Raw genomic sequence first — 19,774 nt, 5'->3', positions numbered from 1 at the left:
AAACAGATGTAAAATTTCGTCGGACAAAAGCCCTTTTCTTCTTGACCCTGCTCCCTCCTCAGACTTACAATAAAAGCAGCCCACCAAAGGAGTTCTTTATGACTAATTATAAAACCAGTATTTTCAATGATGTGCTGGGGCCTGTGATGACTGGACCTTCCAGCTCCCATACAGCCGGTCCAGGCCGTATCGGATACTTTACCGGCAGTCTGATGCCGGATTTTAAATCCGTTCAGCTGATTTTTCCCAAAAGCAGCTCATATGCCACCACCTATAAAGGTCAAAAGTCGGATATTGCCTTTGCCGCTGGCCTTCTTGGCTTGCCGCTAAACCATCCTGACTTTAAAAACAGCCTCCGCCGTCTTAAAGAAAAAAGCATTGGCTTTGATATCTGCCTGACCGACACAGCCTGCGAGCATCCTAACACCTGTGACCTTGTTCTTGGGGGCCCTTCCGGGCGTCTCTGTGTCACTTCTCTTTCCACAGGCGGCGGAATGTTCTGCATAACTGCCCTCAACGGTGCCCCCGTCGATTTCAAAGGGGACTGTCCTGTACTCGCAGGATTTTACACCACGGAAACACAGGGCGCTCTCAGAACCTTTCTGGAGACGCTGCCACCAGCCATCGCTGACACCAAAAGCCTGATCTGCGGCACTGATTTTTATGTGCTGCCGCTGAAAGCATCCACTTCGCCCGATGAAATTAAAAGACTCATAAAAACAGCACCGGAAACACTGCGCTATATTCCCGCCATCCTTCCTGTACCCACGCCCGCGCAAGCAGCGCTGCCTTTCAGCACCTCTGGCGCGCTCACCGCATTTTTAGACAAAAATCCCATGCCACTCTGGCAGACCGCAGTTGAATATGAAGCCGCCAGGAGCGGATGGGCTGCGGAGAAAGTGCTGAGCTATTCCAAAATGCTCGTAAAAACCATGCATCAATCCATAAGCTTTGGTTTGCTGGACGCTTCAAATGGCGAAAGCCTTACAAACCGTTCGGCCCGGTCAATGGCAGCGGCAGCTTCTGCCGGCAGGCTTCTTTCCGCCAGTCCTTATCAAAACGGAGCAGTCTACAGCACCGCTGTCATGGAGGCCAGCAACGCCATGGGCGTCGTGGTCGCCGGACCAACGGCAGGCTCCTGCGGCGTGCTTCCCGGAGTGCTCTTCGCACTGCTTCAAGAGACAGGAATACCCCCTTCTTTCCCGCCTGTTTTACCTGAAAAGGCTTTAGAACAAGCTGCGAAGGCCTTACTGTGCGCTGGCATCATCGGCGTATTCATCGCAGAGCAGGCTACCTTTGCCGCCGAGCTTTGCGGCTGCCAGGCAGAGAACGGCGCTGCCAGCGCCATGGCCGCAGCGATGGCGGTCTCCCTCGTGAACGAAGACCCGATCTTATCTCTGCGCGCTGCCTCTACCGCGCTGCAGAATGTCCTTGGACTCATCTGTGACCCGGTTGCCTGCAGAGTTGAGATCCCCTGTATCAGCCGGAACGCCATGTCGGTTTCCAATGCTCTGACCAGCGCGGAAATGACGCTCGGCGGCTACGATTCCCAGATACCTCTTGACCAAACCATCGAGACAATGTACCGCGTGGGCCGCCAGCTCCCATCTGAACTTCGCTGCACTGGAAACGGCGGACTCTGCCTTACTCCGGCTGCTCTTGCGATGGCAAAAAATGCGGGACAGCCGCACGAATGACGCTTTTTACCGCTTAAATAAACTCACGATTTTTTTAAATTGTGCTATAATGATAAAAAGCCTAAAATGAAGAGGAACAGCCATGATAAAAATTGCCATCTGCGACGACCAGCCCGATGAGCTGGCTGAGCTGGCCGCCATTATAAAAAACTACTGTAAAAGCAGACAAAAGACGATCTCTCTGGACTGCTTCCAGTCCAGCCATGCCCTGCTGGATACCGTGGAGGGGCAAAACCACTTTGATATTCTAATTCTGGATATTATTCTGCCAGAGATGGATGGCATCGCCTTAGCCAAGGCGCTTCGGACCATTGATGATGAGAGCACAATCATCTTTTTGACCACTTCCCCAGACTATGCGCTGAAATCTTATGAAGTAAATGCTTTTCAGTACCTTCTTAAGCCCCTTGACAGACAAAAATTTTATGACATCCTGGATAAGCTGTTGGACCGACTGACGCTGACCCAGACTCAGCGTCTTGTCATAACTACCCCTCAGGGCATCCAGAGCCTGAAGGCCTACGACATTACCTATGTGGAGCATATCAGTCATGTGCTCTATATCCACAAAAAGGACGGCGCCGCCATTGCCACGGCCAACTCGACCATTACCCTGACCGAACTCGAAAATCAGCTCAATGATCCCGGCTGTTTTTTGCGGCCACACCGCGCATTTATAGTAAATCTCCATGCTATCAGCACCTTAAATTCAGACAGCTTTATTCTGGAGGACGGCACGATTATCCCCATTGCCGGACGCCGTTACACAGCGGTCAAGGAACAGTATCTCAATTTTCTTCTGCATAATAAAGGCGGCCTCCTGCTATGATGTCCGGAACCTTCTGCCAGTCATTTTTACGGGCGTCTTTATCCCTTTTATGTACCATTGGCCTGATTTTTGTTATGACAGAGTTCCGCTATTCCCGCAGGAAGTGTTTTTTGATCATTTTCTTTTTCTTTGTAGCCGCTATGACGATCAATGGCATTATTCTCTATGCAGCAGGTCTTGACGTGCTCTTTCGATATTTTCTGTTCACCACGACCCTGCCCTGTGTTATTCTGCTGGCCGTTTTGGCAAAGGATGATATCTTTAAAGCCCAGTTTAACTTCTGGACCCAGATCAACCTTTTTTTTGCCATTGTCATACTTTCCTATTATGGCACACAGGCCCTGGGCGGCGGTTTTTATACAGAACTGCTTCTGAGGCTTCTGCTCTATGGGGGTGTCTTTCTGCTTTATACCCGGTATCTGCGCAAGCCCTTCCGGCTTTTCGCAAAATCATTGGAAACTGGCTGGATTTTGATCTCCTTTGTACCGGCACTGTTCTGTACAGTGATCATTTCTCTGGTGCTTTTTCCCACAATTTTTTATGAAAGGCCCCAGGTCCTTCCTACACTGGGGCTGGTCTACCTGACCATGTTTGGCGTTTATGCGGTGATCTTTATTACCTTTCAGCGTTCCTATGAGCTCACCAGCGCCCGCCGGGAGGCCGAATTTCTAGGCCTTCAGATCAATCTGCAAAAACGCCAGTTTGATACTCAGCAGCAGAAAATGGAGGTTATCCGCATGTACCGGCACGATATGCGCCACCACATTGGTATTATCATCGCTTTTTTGCAGGATGGACACCCGGAGAAGGCCGAAGCCTATTCCCGCCAGATACAAAGCATGATTGATGAAACTTCCTATTATCAGTTCTGTGAAAATTATCTGGTGAACACGCTGGTTTCTTTATACACGGATCTGGCCATGACAAAAGGCATCACGATCTGCAGCGATCTGTCCATTCCCAGAGAGCTTTTTGTAGAGGATACCGACCTCTGCGTCATTTTCTCAAACGCCCTTGAAAATGCCCTTAACGCCTGCAGCAAGCTCCCTGCTTCTGATGAACGGAGCATTGATCTGATCTGCCGGAAGTATCCGGATAAGCTTGTCATTGAAATCAGCAACAGCTTTAACGGCCAGGCTGAGTTTAATGAAGAAGGCCTTCCCGTCAGCCACGACGAGCATCATGGCATCGGCACACAGAGCATTGCTTTTATTGTAAAAAAATATAGCGGCATTCTGCATTATAAAACAGAGAACCGCCTGTTTACACTCCAAATTTTGCTGAACCATTAAAAAAACGGCAGTATGCCGTTTTTTTAATGGTTCATTTCACAAGCTCAGACAAATTTTTCATAACGTTCACGTGTGGCACCGTTTCAAAATCCGCAGCGGTGGTTGTGCCTGTGGTCACGGCTGCAAAGTGCACCCCTGAATTCTCCGCGGTGCGGGCATCAACCAGACTGTCGCCGATATAAAGTGTTTCTTCTCTGGCGCACTCCAGCCTGTCCAATGCTTTCCAGACCCCTTCCGGGTCTGGTTTGGCTGTTTTTACATCCTCGCCGCCGATAACCAGGTCAATCAATTCATCCATACCATAAAGGCGGATAGTGCTCTCAATCCGATAGCGGTATTTCGTGGAGATAATCCCTGTTTTCACTCCCTGTTTTTTTAGTTTTCTAAGCATGGGCAGCGCTTCGGGGAACAGCTTAGTGTTTGCCACCATCACTTCATCGGACTTCTCGACATACTGTTTCCGGTAGCCGGCAACGGTCTCCCGGTCCTTAATGCCCGTCAGCAGCATAAACGCCTCCTCCAGGGTTAAGCCAATGGTTTTCTTAATGGCATCCTCCTCAATCCCTTTAAAGCCATTGCGTTCAAAAACATGCTGGAAACACATGACGATGCCCTTTTCTGAATTTGCCAGTGTATAATCAAAATCAAAAAGATATGCTTTGTAATCCATTTTCTACCTCCTGGTATCACAATAGCTTTATTATAGCAGTTCTGCTGTCTTTTTTACAGCTTTCCCTTTGTTTTATGGTAATCCGGCGTTATAATAGAATTCAGAATTTAAACGAAGAAGGGATCAGCATGTTTGGAGAATGCCATGCCCACATGATCATGGATGGTGTATGCTTCCGTGAAGCTGCGGCAAAACACAGAAACGGCCCCGATGAAGCCCTGATCCGGCAGGTCCTGTCAGCCTACCAAAAGCGCAATGTCCTCTTTATCCGTGACGGCGGCGATAATCTGGACGTTTCACGACTGGCTGCCGACCTGGCGCCAGAATACGGTATTGACTACCGGACGCCGGTATTTGCTATCCACCATCGGGGTTACTACGGCGGAATCGTCGGCTTTGCCTATGACAGCCTGAAGGAATATGCCCGGCTTGTTCAGAAAGCCCGCTCCCTTCGGTGTGATTTTATAAAAATCATGACTGCCGGCATCATGGATTTTGACCACGCCGGACGTTTAAGCTGCCCGGGCCTGCCGGGGCAGGAGGTGGCTGAAATGGTCCATATCGCTCATTCTGAAGGCTATTCAGTCATGACCCATGTCAATGGCGCCGATCATATAAAAGTTGCCCTGGAGGCTGGTGTGGACAGCATTGAGCATGGCAACTTCATGGATGCGGAATGTCTTTCTCTTTTGAAGGAAACCGGAGCAGTCTGGTGCCCTACCATTGCCATAACCGGTAATATCATCGGCAGCGGACGGTATAATGACACTGTTCTGACAAGCATCCATGAGCGGCAGCTCGCCAATATCCAGAGAGCCTTTGACCTCGGGGCCGCCGTAGCCCTTGGCAGTGACGCCGGAGCCTTCCGGGTGACGCATCCCCGGGGGATTTTTGATGAGTATGGCTATTTCAGGCAGGCTGTACCTGACCAGGCCTTTCTGGACGCCCGGCTTGTAGAGGCAGAGGCAACGGTGCGGGAAAGGTTTAAGGCTGGAGGGATTATAATGGAAAATTGAAAATGGAGAATTTTTCATTTTTAATTTTCGTATGCAGCAGCGTCTTTATTGAGAAAAGCCTTTATCCCTCCTTTGGAGGGCTTTTCTCAACAAGACGTTTGCTTCGTTCCGCTCGTTCGTTCGCTACCGCTCTCTCCTTACTCGCTGCCAGTTTTGCTTTGCAAAACTGGACTCAGCTTCATTTTACCCCTGCCCAGCTGGAGATGACCATGCGCTGGACTTCGGAGGTGCCTTCGTAGATTTCGGTAATTTTGGCGTCCCGCATCATCCGTTCTACCGGGTAGTCCCTTGTAAAGCCGTAGCCGCCGAAAAGCTGGACGGCCTCACAGGTAACGTCTCTCGCTGCTTCTGACGCGACGAGCTTGGCTAAAGCGGCAAGATGATTATAGGGTTTTCCTGCGTCTTTCGCGCAGGCTGCCTGATAAACCAGCAAGCGCGCCCCTTCTGCCCTGGCGATCATGTTGGCCAGCTGGAACTGGGTGTTCTGGAAAGCCGACAGCGGCTGTCCAAACTGTTCCCTGCCCTTGACGTAAGGGATGGTTTCATCAATGGCTCCCTGCGCCAGTCCCAGAGCCTGAGAGGCAATGCCGATCCGTCCGCCGTCCAGGGTTTTCATGGCGATCTTAAAGCCCTTTCCGACTTCGCCGAGCAGGTTTTCCTTTGGCACAATACAGTCCTTGAAGATCAGCTCGGTTGTGGAGGAACCGCGGATTCCCATTTTGTCCAGCTTTTTGCCGATGGAGAAACCCGGAAAATCCTTTTCCACAATAAAAGCGGTGATACCGTGGTTGCCTTTTGTGATATCCGTCATGGCAAAAATAACATAGGTATCGGCTTTTCCACCGTTGGTAATGAATATTTTGCTGCCGTTTAAAACATAGTGGTCGCCTTCAAGAACAGCCGTCGTCTTTTGTCCCGCCGCGTCTGTTCCAGCGCCCGGCTCCGTCAGGCCAAAGGCTCCGAGGTGTTCACCTTTTGCCAGTGGCACCAGATATTTACGCTTTTGTTCCTCTGTTCCAAAGGCAAAGATCGGCCATGCGCACAGAGAGGTGTGGGCTGAAATAATAACCCCGGTGGAGCCGCAGACCTTTGAAATTTCCTCGACGCACATGGCGTAGGCCAGATTGTCCATACCCGCTCCGCCGTATTCTTCCGGAAAAGGGATCCCCAGCATACCGGCTTCAGCCAGCTTGGGAATGGTCTCTTCTGGAAAACGTTCCTTTTCATCCAAATCCTTGGCGATGGGCTTTACTTCCATCTGGGCAAATTCACGGAACATTTCACGCAGCTCCTGATGTTCCTTGGACAGTTCAAAATTCATGGTTTCTTCCTCCTCGTCTGCATGGGTTTTATCAACCGTATTAATCTTTTTAATCTCACGCTTTGGTCCTCTTTCTAAAGGAACCGCTGCTGTTTCTTCTTTCTTCCCAATTTCAGGCGTCTGATGTTCCTGGGCCTTGGGTGCTTTTTCTTCGAAATAAGCCGCCTTTGTATTGGTTGGATTCTGGCTCCGCTCTGCCGGTGATCTGAGCTGGCGCTTTTCACGGATCATCCCGGCAAGGGCCGGAACCACCTCAAACAAATCGCCAACCACACAGTAGTGGGCAATTTTAAAGATAGGGGCCTCTGGGTCATTATTGATGGCGACAATCATATCCGAGTCCTTCATGCCCATCGTGTGCTGTACCGCCCCGGAAATACCGCAGGCGATATAAAGCTTCGGGTGGATTCTTTTACCGGTAACGCCTACCTGATGCTCAATGTCAATCCAGCCATCCTCCACTGTTGGCTTGGAAGCCCCGACCGCAGCGCCAAGGGCGTCTGCCAGCTCCCGTATGACATCAAAGCCCTCGGGACCTCCGAGGCCGCGTCCGCCGGCCACCACAATATCTGCTTCCTCCAAATCATCCGCAACCTTTGAGACTGCCTCGACATATTCCAGCAGCTTCACCCGCAGCGCACTTTCCTTTATCGGAATATCTTCCTCGATCACCTCAGCCTTCAGGCCCTCCACTGGCAGGCCCTTGGCAAAAATACCAGAGTGGACACTGCCGATCTGGGGACGTGTGGCCATGGTAATTTTGGCGAACTCCTTACCGTCGTAAGCCGGGCGGATAAAGGTAGCGGCATTATTTTCTTCCAGTTCAATCTCTGTACAGTCCGCCGCAAGGCCAAGCTCCAGACGGGTTGCCAGACGTCCGCAGAGGTCACGGCCATTATGGGTCGCTCCCACCAGCAGGAGATTCGGCGTGTAACGCCGGATCAGGGCTTCCATCGCATCGGTATAGGTGTCGGTGCTGTAAATTTCATAGCCATCGCCCGGGACATTTAAAATAATATCCGCCCTATAACCTGAAAGCTCGGTGGTCATATCACAGGAAAGATAGCCAAAAACCACAGCAACCAGCTCGCCATCTTCATGCTTGAGCTTTTTTCCCTTGGACAAAAGTTCAAGACTTACGCGCCTGATCTGCTCCTCCTCTTTTTCAATAAAGATCCAAATCGCATTTTCTTTCATGATGTTTCCTCCTTACCACACGCCCAGGCTTTCCAGGGTTTCAAACAGGACTTTTGCGCCTTTCTGACCGTCCTTCGCGTCAATCCGGACGCCAGTATCCAGAACTGCTGGTGAAAAAGTCCCGGCCACCTGGGTCGCTGAGCCCTTAAAGCCAACATCATCCGGTGTTAACCCAATATCCTCCGCTGATAATGTCCGGATCTCCACACTTTTTGATTTCATTTTGCCCTTTATCGAGGGGTGTCTCGGCGCATGGGCTTTTTCCGTAATAGTGCAGACTGCTGGCAGCGCGGCCTGCAGGATTTCAACACCATCTCTATTTTCACGTTCTGCTGTCAAAACATAATCTTCAACCTTCAGCCGGTTCACATAAGTGACCTGAGCCCAGTCCAGCCGTTCGGCAATTCCAGGGCCCACCTGCCCTGTATCGCCGTCGCTGGCTTGCTTACCGCAGAGTACCAGATCATAGCCGCCCAGCTTCTCGACCGCTGCAGCCAACACGCGGCTTGTGGCAAGTGTATCCGACCCCTGCAAAGCGTCGTCACAAAGCAGAACCGCTTCATCTGCCCCCATGCCGACACACTCCCGGAGCGCTTCCTCGGCCTGGGGCGGCCCCATGGTTAAAACCATTACCCTGCCTCCATGCTTTTCCCGAAGTCTGAGGGCCTCCTCCAAAGCATTTTTATCACAAAGGTTTACAACCGCGGGCACATCCTCTCTCAGCATTCGGTTTGTGCCCTTTTCAAGCTTAATTTCCGACACAGCAGGAACCTGCTTAATACATACAGCAACATTCATCTGATTACCTCCTTTTTTCAATCGGTTTCAAATAAAAAAGCAGCATCTTACGTGCAGCTCAAACAAACACAATTGTCAGGCATTTAACTTATAACATGAATATATTTACCCATTTGTTTGTATTTTATCCACTAAAAAAAGTCTCTGCAAATAAACACATATTTCGCAGAGACTTTTAAGCGGCTATTCTTCTTTCATTTTTGACCATACAGTGACCATCATGGTAATAAAGCAGGCTGCTCCCCCAATGAAATTGGAGATGGGCTCTGCCAGAAAAACACCGTTGACACCAAGGCCGAAAACCGTTGGCAGGAACAGGGTGAGCGGGATAACAATGATTGCTTTTCGAAGCAGCGAAAAGAAAATAGCCTGCTTCGATTTGCCGAGGGCAATGAAAACGGTCTGGCCTGAGAATTGCAGCGCCATCATAAAAAACCCGAAAAAATAAATATACAAAGCTGGCACACCAAGCCTTATAAGCTCCGGCTCACTGTTGAAAATATGGATAAAGGCCTGGGGCGTAAGCATCAGAATCAACCAGGCAATAAAGGTGTACGCCACCCCGATGATGGCTGTAAACTGAATTCCCTTCCGCACTCTGCCGTAAGCCCCAGCCCCATAATTAAAGCCGAGTACCGGCTGCGCCCCATTGGTAATCCCCTGCACTGGCATGGTGAGCACCTCACGAATGGAGTTTAAGACGGTCATAACGCCCACGTAAATATCTCCGCCATAAAACTGAAGACTCGCATTGCATACGATCTGCACCGCGCTGTTGGTGACCGACATAATGAACCCCGACAGACCCAGCCCTGAAATCTCGCCGATCAGCGAAAAATCCAGCCTCATACTTTTCAGACTGAGGCGATAGATGGCTTTTTTTCCTGTCAGAAAGCGTAAAACCCAGAGGGCTGAAAGCAGCTGAGACAGCACTGTCGCCAGAGCTGCGCCCCTGACGCCCAAACCAAAGATAAAAATAAATACCGGGTCCAGCAGAATATTAACCAGGGCCCCCAGGGCCACAGTCATCATTCCAGTTTTTGCAAAGCCCTGTGAATTGATGAAGCTGTTCATTCCCAGGCCGATCATCACAAAGAGACTGCCGCAGAGATATATTTCAACATAGTCGTCAGCGTACGGAAAGGTCTGGTCACTGGCGCCAAAGGCGTATAAAATCGGCCTCTTAAAAATCAGGCATACGATCATGAGCAAAACGCCGGAGATGAGCAGCATGGCAAAGGAATTCCCCATAATACGCTCTGCCCTGCGGTCATCTCCCTTCCCCCTGGCAATGGAGCAGAGCGGCGCGCCGCCCATGCCAAAAAGGTTGGCAAAAGCCGTAATGATCATGATAATTGGAAAGGTAAGACCCAGACCTGTCAGCGCAAGTGTCGAGGCATCCGGTAAATGGCCGATATAGACGCGGTCAACCACACTGTACAGCACATTAATCAGCTGTGCGGCCATCATCGGAAATGCCAGGCGCATAATATTGCCGGATATGCTCCCTTTAGTAAAGTCATTCTGTTTTTCCACAGGCATCCCTCCCTTTATTGTAATATTATAACATTAGGCAGAGATTTTAAGAGCACTTTTATTTATTCTTTTAACACTAGCTTATTTTCACTTTTTAAACTTAATTTTTATATATATAGAGAGAGTCTTTTTATATAATCTTTTAAATAAATACGATCCAAAATATCATACAATTTTAAAAATAAATGGGCCAAATTAATGGTGCGAAAAAAATGTAAACTAAAAAACATATTAGAAGAAGTGGCAATCCTATTTTCATATAATCTTTAAACTGATATCCTCCACTGGCCATGACAATTGTATTACTTCCTGTACCAATAGGGGTGATAAAAGCACAAGAAGCCGCAACAGTTACCGCAATCACGATAACTTTAGGATTACAATTCAAGCCACCAGCGACAGCAATTGCAATCGGGTATAAAAGCGCTGCACTTGCTGTATTAGACATAATTTGTGTAATACCCGCAGCTGCAATAAAAATTAAAGCTGTAAATATAACAGGACTTGCTGTCTCGCCTCCCAGCTTAATCAGATTATCTGCAATCAGCTTAACGCCTCCTGTTTTATTTAATGCGAGTACTAAAGGAAACATTCCCGCTAAAATACTTAACCCTGACCAATCAACCATGTTTACCATTTCCTTCTCATTAATGACACGAAAAAACAAAAGTAAAAGCATTCCAATAAATGCAGTAATATGAACCGGCATCTTAATTCTGTTTTCAAAAATAAATCCTAAAATACAGAATACAAAAATCACCGTAGCAAAAATTTTATTTCTATATTTTGTTTTTGGAGAAATACTCTTTTTTTCATTACTTGTTACAGTTTCCTTTATCGTTCCATTTACAGGCAACATTTTATATCCCCAGAAATAAAAATATAAAACCCCTGCTATCGAAAATAAAATTCCCATTTTAGAAAGTTCAAAAAATCCTAAACTTTGCATTTCATTCATCTCTAAAATGGAATTTGCGAGAAGATTATGGGGTGCTCCGATCGTTGTATTCATTCCACCCAGGGAACAGGCAAATGCCATGGGCATTAACAAGCGCGACGGAGAGTACTTAGCCGATCTGCATACCCCAAGTGTTATTGGTAACATTATCATGGCTGTGCCAATATTACTGAGAAAGGAAGACATTAAAATTGTAGCAAGCATAATGATGACCACAGCGCTTTTTTCACTCTTAATATACTTTATTATGTAGTTTCCTATATCCTCTGCTACCCCTGTTGACAGTATACTCCCGCTGATCACAAACATGCAACCTGCTAAAATTACACTTTCATTGGTGAACGCAACAAAGATTTCGTTAATCTCCAGTACTCCGGTAAGATATAAAAGAATAGGGATACTCATCGATATTGCCAAATAGGAAAATTTTCCACAAACATAAAGAATAACCGCCGCAAGTAAGATTAAAAGTGAAATATACATAGGGTTCATTGTCTTTCCTCCATAACCAAATAGTTTTTACTACTTTTTGGTGAACCATGTGCCACTGCGCCAATAAAATCCGGTCTAATCGGCGCAGTGGCTTTTTCTTACATTTCGATTAAAATCATTCGAAATGCTGAAACAATTTTCTCTCTTTTTTGCGGATCACATTCCCAAGAAGCGTCCTCTGCTAATTCTTTTAATAATTCATCCAATGTTTTTTCTTTCATTTTAATTTCCTCAATACTTTCCATATTCATGTGCAAATTGATAGACAGCAAATAAGTTTTCCGGATTCACATCATTTTCACTAATGAGCGGTTTGTCTGTTGTGAAAATGAAACCTCCTCCAGGCGCAAAGGTATCAATGGCTTTTTTAGCAATATCCAAACATTCCTGCTTTGATAAACATTTTAATTGATTTGTCGTAATACCACAAGCAATGGTAGCATGATCGCCTATTTTCTCATAAACTTTATAAGGATCATCTTCCATATCTAATTGAAGTATGAATGAAGATTTAGGACAATCCTTTAATACGTCTAAAATATGCCCGCACCGTCCTTCACTTTTCATAAAGATCCTTCCGCCTTCTGCAATAATGGGGTCAACAACTTTTTTATAGGTAGGCCACCAAAATTTTTCAAAATCAGACTTTCGAATAAAAGGAACCGCATGACAGGCAGTAAAAGGAAACGGCACGGTGGATCCATTTTCCCTGAGTTTTTCTAATCCGGGGTTTCCATAAACCTCAAACACATGTTCCAGTGCGGTTAACAGCTCATCCGGCTTTCGCTTCATGTCAAAAATTGTTTCTCTAAATCCTCGAATACGATCAAACATTGTATCGCAGGCTGCCTTTGTTCTTCCTCCACATACCGCAACAACGCCCAGTTCATTTTGAAGGGCAGCACTAAGTTTACCGGCTGCTTCCATGTGCTTTGAAAATGCCATAATCGCATTTTTTAAGACAGCGTAGTTTTCATTGTCCGAACCATTCAAATTAGAAAACTTACGTTTTGGCAAAATATTTAAAATAAAATTTTTCGTGTCCCTGATCAGCTCTCCATACTCTTCAGCTTCCATCGTGCAATTCTGCGTATGCTGAATGGTTACTTCATCTTCCGAAATAAAGTATCCTTTTCCGCCAAGTATATTTAAAGCAACCAACGGATAAGGAATTCCTGCTGAGGTAATGCAGTCACAATATATTTCCCTGAGTGTTTTCGTAAAAGTTCTTACCATTAAATCTGCATCTTTGATCAAATCCGCCGTTTTCTTTTTCTGATATGCGATCGGCCAGGAAATCACATCTAACATAACCGGAACATATTGAGGCTCCTGATGCCCTGTCGTCGCAATTAAATCCGCTTTTCTGTTTTCATACTCTTGTAATTTTGTCAACATAATCTTCCCCTCTATAAAAATAACATCATAATAAATTTGAACATCTCTTCTTCATAATTCTGTATTTTTTCTGTTTTACACGCGTTATCAGAAATATTCAAATGTTCTTCTTGATATTTTTCCCATGTCGTGTAGTATTCTGATTCAAACATATTCTCCTCCTAGTAATTACCATGTAACGAAACATACTCCAGCACCGCACGGTAATTCTCTGCAACAGAACCTTTTAATGACATAATATTTTTATCAACATTAAAAATGTATCCTCCGTCAGGCGCGAGAATATCCAGTAATTCCTTTGCCTTATCAATACACTTTTGTTTTGTCTCTGTTTGAAGCAGGACGGTTGGATAAAATCCTGTAATAATATGTTTATTTATCTTTTTCTTTGTTAGCTGAGGGTCTCCATACTCGAAGCGCATGTACATCCGCCCTGGCAACTCATTGAGCTTATCTAAAAAACGCATCCAATCCTGCTCCATAAAAAGGTGTAATGTCTGTCCTGCCGACACACACCTGAAAATTAATTTTTCAAAAGATGGCCAGAAAAATTCGTTTACCGATTTATCTCCTAAATAAGGCGCCATATGCAGCGGTACACTCGCATAACGATACTTCATCGGCTTAGGTGGAATAAGCGTCTTTTCCATTAATGGTACGGCAGCATCACATGCCTGTTTCACTTTATCAGGATATCTTCTTATATCCTTAGAAATTCCAGTAAATGATCGGAGCAAATCCGAAAGAAAATCAAAGGGTGCTTCACCGAATCCCGCACCGCCAATCACAGCATACTCATAAGGCTCCGCTGCCTCACGACTGGCCTTCCGGGCAATATTATCTTCATCTGTTTTTGCTTTAAATGCTTTTGCTAAAACCATCGCTGCTTGCATTGGAGAAGTGTCCAACTCCGTATACAACCGGGGTAACAAGATATCACACATAAATTTAAACGGATCTTTTATAAAATCATCGTATTCATCTGGTTCCATAGCTGTAATTTCAGGATGCTGCATTACCCCCGTCTCTGACATTACATAACTTTTTGCCCCTAAAATTTGATAAAATAGCGGATTACGCATTGTCGGACTCGTACAGGGTGCGTCTGTTTGAAAATCCTCATTTATTTTTTTAAACACTTTATACGCAATTTCGCTGTCCCATTGTCCTTGCTTTAAATCAAATCCAGCATACTCAATGGCTGCTTCATACATGATATTCCCCATAACAGGTACTCTTTTAGGTATTTTATTGTCGATAACATCATTAAAAAGCTGTTGCCGTTCATTTATTTTTTGTTGTATCATTTTAACTCCTCTCAGCTTCAAAAAACAGTTACAATTATTCGCATAATTTATTCTTTTAAACTTATTTAATTTGTTCTGTTTTTACAGCTGATGTACACTTTCTTTCATCAATTTCCTGCTGCATCTCTGCTACTTTTTTAGAATTTAACCGGAACCCGAAAAGTATTAATAAGGAAGCGATCAGAGCACCTGTCGCCGGAAAAATAATGTATGCGTTGGCAATCCCAACCTGAAGCTCTGGCGTTGGCGCCGCTCCTGCCACAAAGCCGGCAGCCGCCAATGCGGAGGCAATAATCAATCCTTTCAAAATCTGCGATATCTTAGAAGGTACAACAATCATTCCCATAATAAAAGATGCCGTATTTTTACCAGTTTTCCACTCACCATAAACAATCGTATCACTGTAAAGAACTACCGTAAGAGCCTGAAGCCCACCTACGCAAAATTGAACCATTGATAAGCAGAACATAAACACTGGAACATTCTGATAAAAAACACGCCCTAATACCAAGAAAACAGTAATCCCTGCAAACAAAATGACACAGGACATCTTCGCCTGGAGTTTTTTACCAATAAACTTAGCAAAATAAGCGCCCAGCACTGCTGCACATGCTGTGATAAACAAGTGTAACGGAAATAATCCCATATCCTCTGCAATATATTTATAATAGTAACCAGCCAAAGCTGACATTAGCATATTAACAAGCGTTCTCCCGGTATCTGCAAGAATAATAACCATTAAAGGATAATTGGTGAGAAAATTCCTTATTAAGTCTTTTGCCTTAACTTTCTCTCCATTCGATTCTTTCCTGATTTCCTCCTGAGTTGGCTCATATCCCTCTGTCATTTTAAAATGCGCAAAATAACCTATGCAGAATAACAATGCACAAAGGCCAGCCAGTATTGTATATCCTGTTACTTCATTATGCAAAGCAAATCCAAGATAAATCGCCAATGGCGGTCCGATATATGAAAAGAATACTTTCGCAAGATTATTAAACATACCTCTTCGCGATGTAAGAATAATTTTATCATCTTCATTACTTGAAAGCATCGGAACAAGCGAAACGTTTGCAACTGTAGCTAAATTCCAGGCAGCATGGCTAATAATAAATCCCAAGCAAACTATTACTGCAGCAGTTATATCTGAACCTATCTTAGAAAACTGAAATATAAAAGTCATTAAAACAATTGGCGGACAGATCAACAACCACGATCGAATTTTACCCCACTTCATTGGCTTAACCATATTTACGATTGCCCCGCTAAATAGCGAAATAATTGCATCTACAGCCCCCGTTATCGTTGTTATGGCTGCAACTATTCCTAAAGGGAATTTAGCAACATCCGTCAAAAACAGCATAAATAAAGACAACTCAGCAGCAGTCATCATACAAAAACCAAAGTCACCAACTCCATAAAACCTTTTTAGAGTTTTACTTAATGGCTTTTTCATATTTTTACACCTCCATCTTTTTTATTTGAATTCCGGCCGGAAAAACAAACTTTTTACTTTACATGTTATATTTTAACTTTACATGTAAAGTAAGGTTATGGTATCATGTTTTTATCGTAAAATCAACATTTTTTTATTTTATTTTTTAATATTATTAGAAAAATGAAAAAAACTATGCTAAAATACTAAAATATGGAGGTGTATAATGGCCGAAAAAACCGAAATACGCGAATTATTGTTAGAAAAAGCAAAAATATCTTTCTATGAAAAGGGCTATCAAAAAACTTCTTTTGAATATCTGGCCAATGAGTGCGGTGTCACAAAACCAACAATCTCATATTATTTTAAAAACAAGGTTAATTTAGCCAACGAAGTCTATTCTCGCTATATTAGTACAATACGAAAACTAATTTCAGAAAGAATCATGATTACGTATGGAACACAAGATTTTCTTACAGTATCCGCTGTACAAATTCGTATGCTTTTGGAGATGTACCATCAGGATAAGAACGCTTACCGATTTTATCACGAACTGATCAATTGCGGGTTCACCTCTTTTTCTGTAGAACCATCTTTGAACTATAATCGTCTGATTCATCAACAATACCATCTAGATATTGATGAAAATATTGATGAAGTACAATTACTGACCTATGCTATTCGCGGTGCTGCTACTTCATTAGTTGTCGCTTTTTTTGACGGGAATTTAAACTGTACATATGAACAATTTATGAAATATCGTTTAACAATTGTGTTTAAAATTATGAATCTGCCAGAAACAAAAATCGAACAAATTTTAGAAGACGCTGATAAAATCATACAAGATTTAAACTTTAAAATTAAACCTTATTTTCAAATTGTATAACTAAAAAAGCTCTATATCCCTCTTAATTTGATATAGAGCTTTTTTAATTTGTATCTTTTTTACATTGCAAGCCACAATACTGCAATTCTTTAAGAATCTTTTATTGTTATTCTTTTTATTTTAGAAAATTTATTATATAATATAAAAAGAATTTATCGAACAATTGGGAGGCTTTTATGCATATCATAAACGCACAGACACTGACCCAAGAGCTTGTCCGTATCGACAGCTCAGATCCCGGCGCATACGAGGGGGCCATCAGCCTTAAAATCGCAGAGCTTCTGGAATCAGCGGGCGTTCCTGTTGTCAAAGAAGAGGTTCTGCCCGGCCGTTTTAATGTCATGGGCAAAATCAAAGGAGAAATTGACGATCCAGCGCTTATTTATATCTGCCATATGGATACAGTGACATTGGGAGAGGGCTGGAGTATTCCGCCACTCTCTGCCAAAATAAAAGACGGACGGCTTTACGGCAGAGGCGCCTGCGATATGAAATCCGGCCTGGCCTGCGCCCTTTCCGCTTTTCTAAAAGCCGCTGTTTCTGGAAAACAACCGCGCCACTCCTTTGTTTTCATCGGAACAATCGATGAAGAAGACTATATGCGCGGTGTGGAAGCTGCCATCGCCTCAGGCTGGGTAACTGAAAAAAGCTGGGTGTTGGACACCGAACCCACAAACGGGCAAATTCAGGTTGCCCACAAAGGCCGCACCTGGTTTGAACTGACGGCAGACGGCGTAACCGCCCATGCCAGCACACCCTGGAAAGGGGCGGACGCCATTTCTGCCATGGCAGAAATGATCGTTGCTGTGCGGAAAGGAATTGAGGCAACAGCACCCCATCATGACCTCGGCCGCTCCACAGTCACTTTCGGGCAGATCAATGGCGGCTATCGCCCATATGTAGTCCCGGACCACTGCACAGTCACCATTGATATGCGCCTCGTGCCGCCTATCACCACTGCTGCTGCGGAATCCATTGTAAAATCAGCCATATGCCGGGCAGAAAAGCAGATTCCTGGCGTCCATGGTCATTATAAAATTACCGGTGACCGTCCTTTTGTTGAAAAAGATGGGCACTCCTACCTTTTAAAAATGTTGAGAGAAAGCTGCGCAGCCGTAACCGGCAGCCCTGCCCAAGTCAGCTTTTTCCCAGGCTATACCGATACCGCCGTTATCGCGGGAAAACTGAATAACCACAATTGCCTTTCCTACGGCCCCGGCGACCTTGAACTGGCCCACAAACCCGATGAGTACGTTCCTCTGGCCGATATCGCCCGATGCGAAAATGTACTGACCGACCTGGCAGACAGGATGCTGTTTGTCTAAGCTGTTTTTCAAAAAACAATACGCCCTGCCAATACGGCAGGGCGGTAAAATATGAACCGGTTCTATTCCACCATTCCTTTTTCCTGATAGTATGCTTCGTCAATCCCAACTGATTCCAACTGTTCTGAAATCCTCAGGGGTGTAAAACAGCTGATTATTTTAAGCATGACAATGGTTAGCACAAAGCTGTAAAGCATGACGATAACCGCGCCCGCAAGCTGTGTCAGCAGCTGCCCTGGATTGCCATAAACCGCACCTGTTACAGCATTGATTGCAGGACTCGCGAAAATACCCGTCATAATAATGCCAACGGTGCCTCCGACTCCATGCAGCCCAAAAACATCCAGTGTGTCATCCAGATTCTTTTTAATACGCAGCTGAATCATTCCATAACAGCACAGCGTGCCCGCGACACCAATTATCGCTGCCGCCCACGGTTCCACAAATCCTGACCCCGGGGTTATACATACCAGCCCTGCCAAAGCCCCCATCATTGCACTGAGAACACTGGGATGTTTTTCCTGTATCCAGCTGGCAATTACCCAGGTCATAAGTCCAAAGCCCGCCGAAATCTGTGAATTGGTGATGGTCATTGCTGCAATTTCATTGGCCGCCAGGGCGCTTCCTCCGTTAAAGGCAAACCATCCAAACCATAAAAGCCCTGCGCCAATAGCGACATAGACCATGTTATGCGGAGTATAATCACGTTTTTTTCGTCCGCCGATTACAAGCACTGCCGCCAAAGCCGAGAATCCTGCGCTCATATGAACCACTGTACCACCGGCAAAATCTGCCAGACCCATCTGAGACAGAAATCCTCCGCCCCATACCCAATGCGCTACCGGAATATAAACCAGAAGGCTCCACAGCGTCAGAAATACCATATAGCTTTTAAGTGTCATACGCTCTGCCACCGCGCCGCAGATGAGCGCAGGCGTCACCAGCGCAAACATCAGCTGAAAGACAAAAAATGCAATAAACGGAATGGTCGGAGCCCAGAGTGCCAAGGGCGCGAGACTGACATTCTGTAGAAATGCAAATTCCAGATTACCGATTATTCCCGAAACATCATCGCCAAAAATCAGGCTGAAACCACCCATAAACCAAAGAACCGTTACAATACCCATGGCAATAAAGCACTGAAACATAATATCAACAATATTTCCTTTTCTCAGCAGCCCTGCGTAAAAAACAGCTAACGCCGGTGTCATCAGGCACACCATTGCCGCACAGACAAGAATAAATCCTGTATCCGCAAAATTAATCATACTTCCCTTTTCTCCTCATAAAATCATACAAAATTTATATTCAAGATTATCAGCTTTTACTTTGTCTGTCAAATGAGTTCTCTATAAATTTTATCTTTATAAATCTTATAATTATTTTTGTTGAATTTTTACTTTTCTAGTGCAAAGTTTAACTGCTTATTATCTTTTCTCATAAATTATGATTTTTTAATTTTTGTGAAATTATTTTTTAAGTCATAAAAATTGATTTCCATGACCTTTATTATAAAATAATTTGAAAATTCCACCCAACAAATCCCTCTAAAGCCTTTCTGCACACGCTAAACTCCCTTTTTTTTGTGTAAAACCGCATTTTATGACAAATTTCACT

17 protein-coding genes and 1 pseudogene are annotated in these 19,774 nt (G+C 44.9%); 6 read left to right on the top strand and 12 right to left on the bottom strand.

Features of this window, described 5'->3' with window-relative positions:
• Positions 1-98: 98 nt before the first annotated feature.
• The 3 genes from FYJ53_RS00630 (at position 99) to FYJ53_RS00620 (ending at position 3,818) form a co-directional block, all read left to right on the top strand.
• Positions 99-1,697, top strand: a complete 1,599-nt coding sequence (locus FYJ53_RS00630; RefSeq protein WP_154556885.1) for an L-serine ammonia-lyase, iron-sulfur-dependent, subunit alpha — start codon at positions 99-101, stop codon at positions 1,695-1,697.
• A gap of 82 nt (positions 1,698-1,779) precedes the next feature.
• Positions 1,780-2,526, top strand: a complete 747-nt coding sequence (locus tag FYJ53_RS00625; RefSeq protein WP_090414127.1) for a LytTR family DNA-binding domain-containing protein — start codon at positions 1,780-1,782, stop codon at positions 2,524-2,526.
• Positions 2,527-2,636: 110 nt separating this feature from the next.
• Positions 2,637-3,818 carry a GHKL domain-containing protein gene (locus tag FYJ53_RS00620; RefSeq protein ID WP_158308575.1) on the top strand — a complete coding sequence of 394 codons (1,182 nt, stop codon included), beginning with the start codon at positions 2,637-2,639 and terminating at the stop codon, positions 3,816-3,818.
• Positions 3,819-3,849: 31 nt separating this feature from the next.
• Here FYJ53_RS00620 and FYJ53_RS00615 read toward each other — a convergent pair whose 3' ends face one another.
• Positions 3,850-4,488, bottom strand: a complete 639-nt coding sequence (locus tag FYJ53_RS00615) for an HAD-IA family hydrolase (RefSeq protein WP_148430259.1) — start codon at positions 4,486-4,488, stop codon at positions 3,850-3,852.
• 128 nt (positions 4,489-4,616) lie between these two features.
• On the opposite strand from FYJ53_RS00615, the gene FYJ53_RS00610 reads away from it, so the two are divergent.
• Complete coding sequence (locus FYJ53_RS00610; protein ID WP_227929891.1) at positions 4,617-5,504, top strand: amidohydrolase family protein; 888 nt, start codon at positions 4,617-4,619, stop codon at positions 5,502-5,504.
• 178 nt (positions 5,505-5,682) lie between these two features.
• Here the strand turns inward: FYJ53_RS00610 and FYJ53_RS21350 are convergent, their stop codons facing one another.
• The 10 genes and pseudogenes from FYJ53_RS21350 to FYJ53_RS00570 form a co-directional block, all read right to left on the bottom strand.
• A complete protein-coding gene (locus FYJ53_RS21350; RefSeq protein WP_227929900.1) occupies positions 5,683-6,825 on the bottom strand; it encodes an acyl-CoA dehydrogenase in 1,143 nt (380 codons plus the stop codon).
• A gap of 354 nt (positions 6,826-7,179) precedes the next feature.
• Positions 7,180-8,022 (bottom strand): annotated as a pseudogene (locus FYJ53_RS21345) (electron transfer flavoprotein subunit alpha/FixB family protein); the annotation flags it as partial.
• A gap of 12 nt (positions 8,023-8,034) precedes the next feature.
• Positions 8,035-8,820, bottom strand: coding sequence for an electron transfer flavoprotein subunit beta/FixA family protein (locus FYJ53_RS00600; RefSeq protein WP_090414137.1), 786 nt, complete (start codon positions 8,818-8,820; stop codon positions 8,035-8,037).
• 183 nt (positions 8,821-9,003) lie between these two features.
• Positions 9,004-10,356, bottom strand: coding sequence for an MATE family efflux transporter (locus tag FYJ53_RS00595; protein WP_148430253.1), 1,353 nt, complete (start codon positions 10,354-10,356; stop codon positions 9,004-9,006).
• Between the two features lie 175 nt (positions 10,357-10,531).
• Complete coding sequence (locus FYJ53_RS00590) at positions 10,532-11,806, bottom strand: SLC13 family permease (RefSeq protein ID WP_074618259.1); 1,275 nt, start codon at positions 11,804-11,806, stop codon at positions 10,532-10,534.
• A gap of 98 nt (positions 11,807-11,904) precedes the next feature.
• The gene (locus FYJ53_RS21590; protein WP_013378654.1) at positions 11,905-12,027 is read right to left on the bottom strand and encodes a hypothetical protein; all 123 of its coding nucleotides are present in this window, start codon (positions 12,025-12,027) and stop codon (positions 11,905-11,907) included.
• 10 nt (positions 12,028-12,037) lie between these two features.
• Positions 12,038-13,204, bottom strand: coding sequence for a uroporphyrinogen decarboxylase family protein (locus tag FYJ53_RS00585; RefSeq protein ID WP_148430251.1), 1,167 nt, complete (start codon positions 13,202-13,204; stop codon positions 12,038-12,040).
• 11 nt (positions 13,205-13,215) lie between these two features.
• Complete coding sequence (locus FYJ53_RS00580) at positions 13,216-13,356, bottom strand: hypothetical protein (protein ID WP_013378652.1); 141 nt, start codon at positions 13,354-13,356, stop codon at positions 13,216-13,218.
• 9 nt (positions 13,357-13,365) lie between these two features.
• On the bottom strand, positions 13,366-14,511 hold the full coding sequence (locus tag FYJ53_RS00575; protein ID WP_148430249.1) for a uroporphyrinogen decarboxylase: 1,146 nt from the start codon (positions 14,509-14,511) through the stop codon (positions 13,366-13,368).
• 61 nt (positions 14,512-14,572) lie between these two features.
• The gene (locus FYJ53_RS00570) at positions 14,573-15,967 is read right to left on the bottom strand and encodes an MFS transporter (RefSeq protein ID WP_013378650.1); all 1,395 of its coding nucleotides are present in this window, start codon (positions 15,965-15,967) and stop codon (positions 14,573-14,575) included.
• A 205-nt stretch (positions 15,968-16,172) separates the two neighbouring features.
• Between FYJ53_RS00570 and FYJ53_RS00565 the strand changes: the two genes are divergently transcribed.
• Entirely contained in the window at positions 16,173-16,832 is a 660-nt protein-coding gene (locus FYJ53_RS00565; protein ID WP_013378649.1) for a TetR/AcrR family transcriptional regulator, read from the top strand.
• Between the two features lie 176 nt (positions 16,833-17,008).
• Positions 17,009-18,157, top strand: a complete 1,149-nt coding sequence (locus FYJ53_RS00560) for a M20 family metallopeptidase (protein ID WP_148430247.1) — start codon at positions 17,009-17,011, stop codon at positions 18,155-18,157.
• A 62-nt stretch (positions 18,158-18,219) separates the two neighbouring features.
• Here FYJ53_RS00560 and FYJ53_RS00555 read toward each other — a convergent pair whose 3' ends face one another.
• Positions 18,220-19,425 carry an ammonium transporter gene (locus FYJ53_RS00555; protein ID WP_148430245.1) on the bottom strand — a complete coding sequence of 402 codons (1,206 nt, stop codon included), beginning with the start codon at positions 19,423-19,425 and terminating at the stop codon, positions 18,220-18,222.
• Positions 19,426-19,774 lie beyond the last annotated feature (349 nt).

The organism is Eubacterium sp. BL-380-WT-2B, from assembly GCF_009696115.1.
Lineage (GTDB): Bacteria > Bacillota > Clostridia > Eubacteriales > Eubacteriaceae > Eubacterium > Eubacterium callanderi.
The sequence above is the reverse complement of the archived record's forward strand: the minus strand, read 5'-3'. Positions and strand labels throughout refer to the sequence as shown.

Excerpts from the sequence above, each read along its gene's own strand:
- FYJ53_RS00580 (WP_013378652.1), bottom strand. The coding sequence starts at position 13,356 with ATGTTTGAATCAGAATACTACACGACATGGGAAAAATATCAAGAAGAA.
- FYJ53_RS00565 (WP_013378649.1), top strand. The coding sequence starts at position 16,173 with ATGGCCGAAAAAACCGAAATACGCGAATTATTGTTAGAAAAAGCAAAA.
- FYJ53_RS00570 (WP_013378650.1), bottom strand. The coding sequence starts at position 15,967 with ATGAAAAAGCCATTAAGTAAAACTCTAAAAAGGTTTTATGGAGTTGGT.
- FYJ53_RS00590 (WP_074618259.1), bottom strand. The coding sequence starts at position 11,806 with ATGAACCCTATGTATATTTCACTTTTAATCTTACTTGCGGCGGTTATT.
- FYJ53_RS00625 (WP_090414127.1), top strand. The coding sequence starts at position 1,780 with ATGATAAAAATTGCCATCTGCGACGACCAGCCCGATGAGCTGGCTGAG.
- FYJ53_RS00600 (WP_090414137.1), bottom strand. The coding sequence starts at position 8,820 with ATGAATGTTGCTGTATGTATTAAGCAGGTTCCTGCTGTGTCGGAAATT.
- FYJ53_RS00555 (WP_148430245.1), bottom strand. The coding sequence starts at position 19,425 with ATGATTAATTTTGCGGATACAGGATTTATTCTTGTCTGTGCGGCAATG.
- FYJ53_RS00560 (WP_148430247.1), top strand. The coding sequence starts at position 17,009 with ATGCATATCATAAACGCACAGACACTGACCCAAGAGCTTGTCCGTATC.
- FYJ53_RS00610 (WP_227929891.1), top strand. The coding sequence starts at position 4,617 with ATGTTTGGAGAATGCCATGCCCACATGATCATGGATGGTGTATGCTTC.
- FYJ53_RS00615 (WP_148430259.1), bottom strand. The coding sequence starts at position 4,488 with ATGGATTACAAAGCATATCTTTTTGATTTTGATTATACACTGGCAAAT.
- FYJ53_RS00585 (WP_148430251.1), bottom strand. The coding sequence starts at position 13,204 with ATGTTGACAAAATTACAAGAGTATGAAAACAGAAAAGCGGATTTAATT.
- FYJ53_RS21590 (WP_013378654.1), bottom strand. The coding sequence starts at position 12,027 with ATGAAAGAAAAAACATTGGATGAATTATTAAAAGAATTAGCAGAGGAC.
- FYJ53_RS00630 (WP_154556885.1), top strand. The coding sequence starts at position 99 with ATGACTAATTATAAAACCAGTATTTTCAATGATGTGCTGGGGCCTGTG.
- FYJ53_RS00575 (WP_148430249.1), bottom strand. The coding sequence starts at position 14,511 with ATGATACAACAAAAAATAAATGAACGGCAACAGCTTTTTAATGATGTT.
- FYJ53_RS21350 (WP_227929900.1), bottom strand. The coding sequence starts at position 6,825 with ATGAATTTTGAACTGTCCAAGGAACATCAGGAGCTGCGTGAAATGTTC.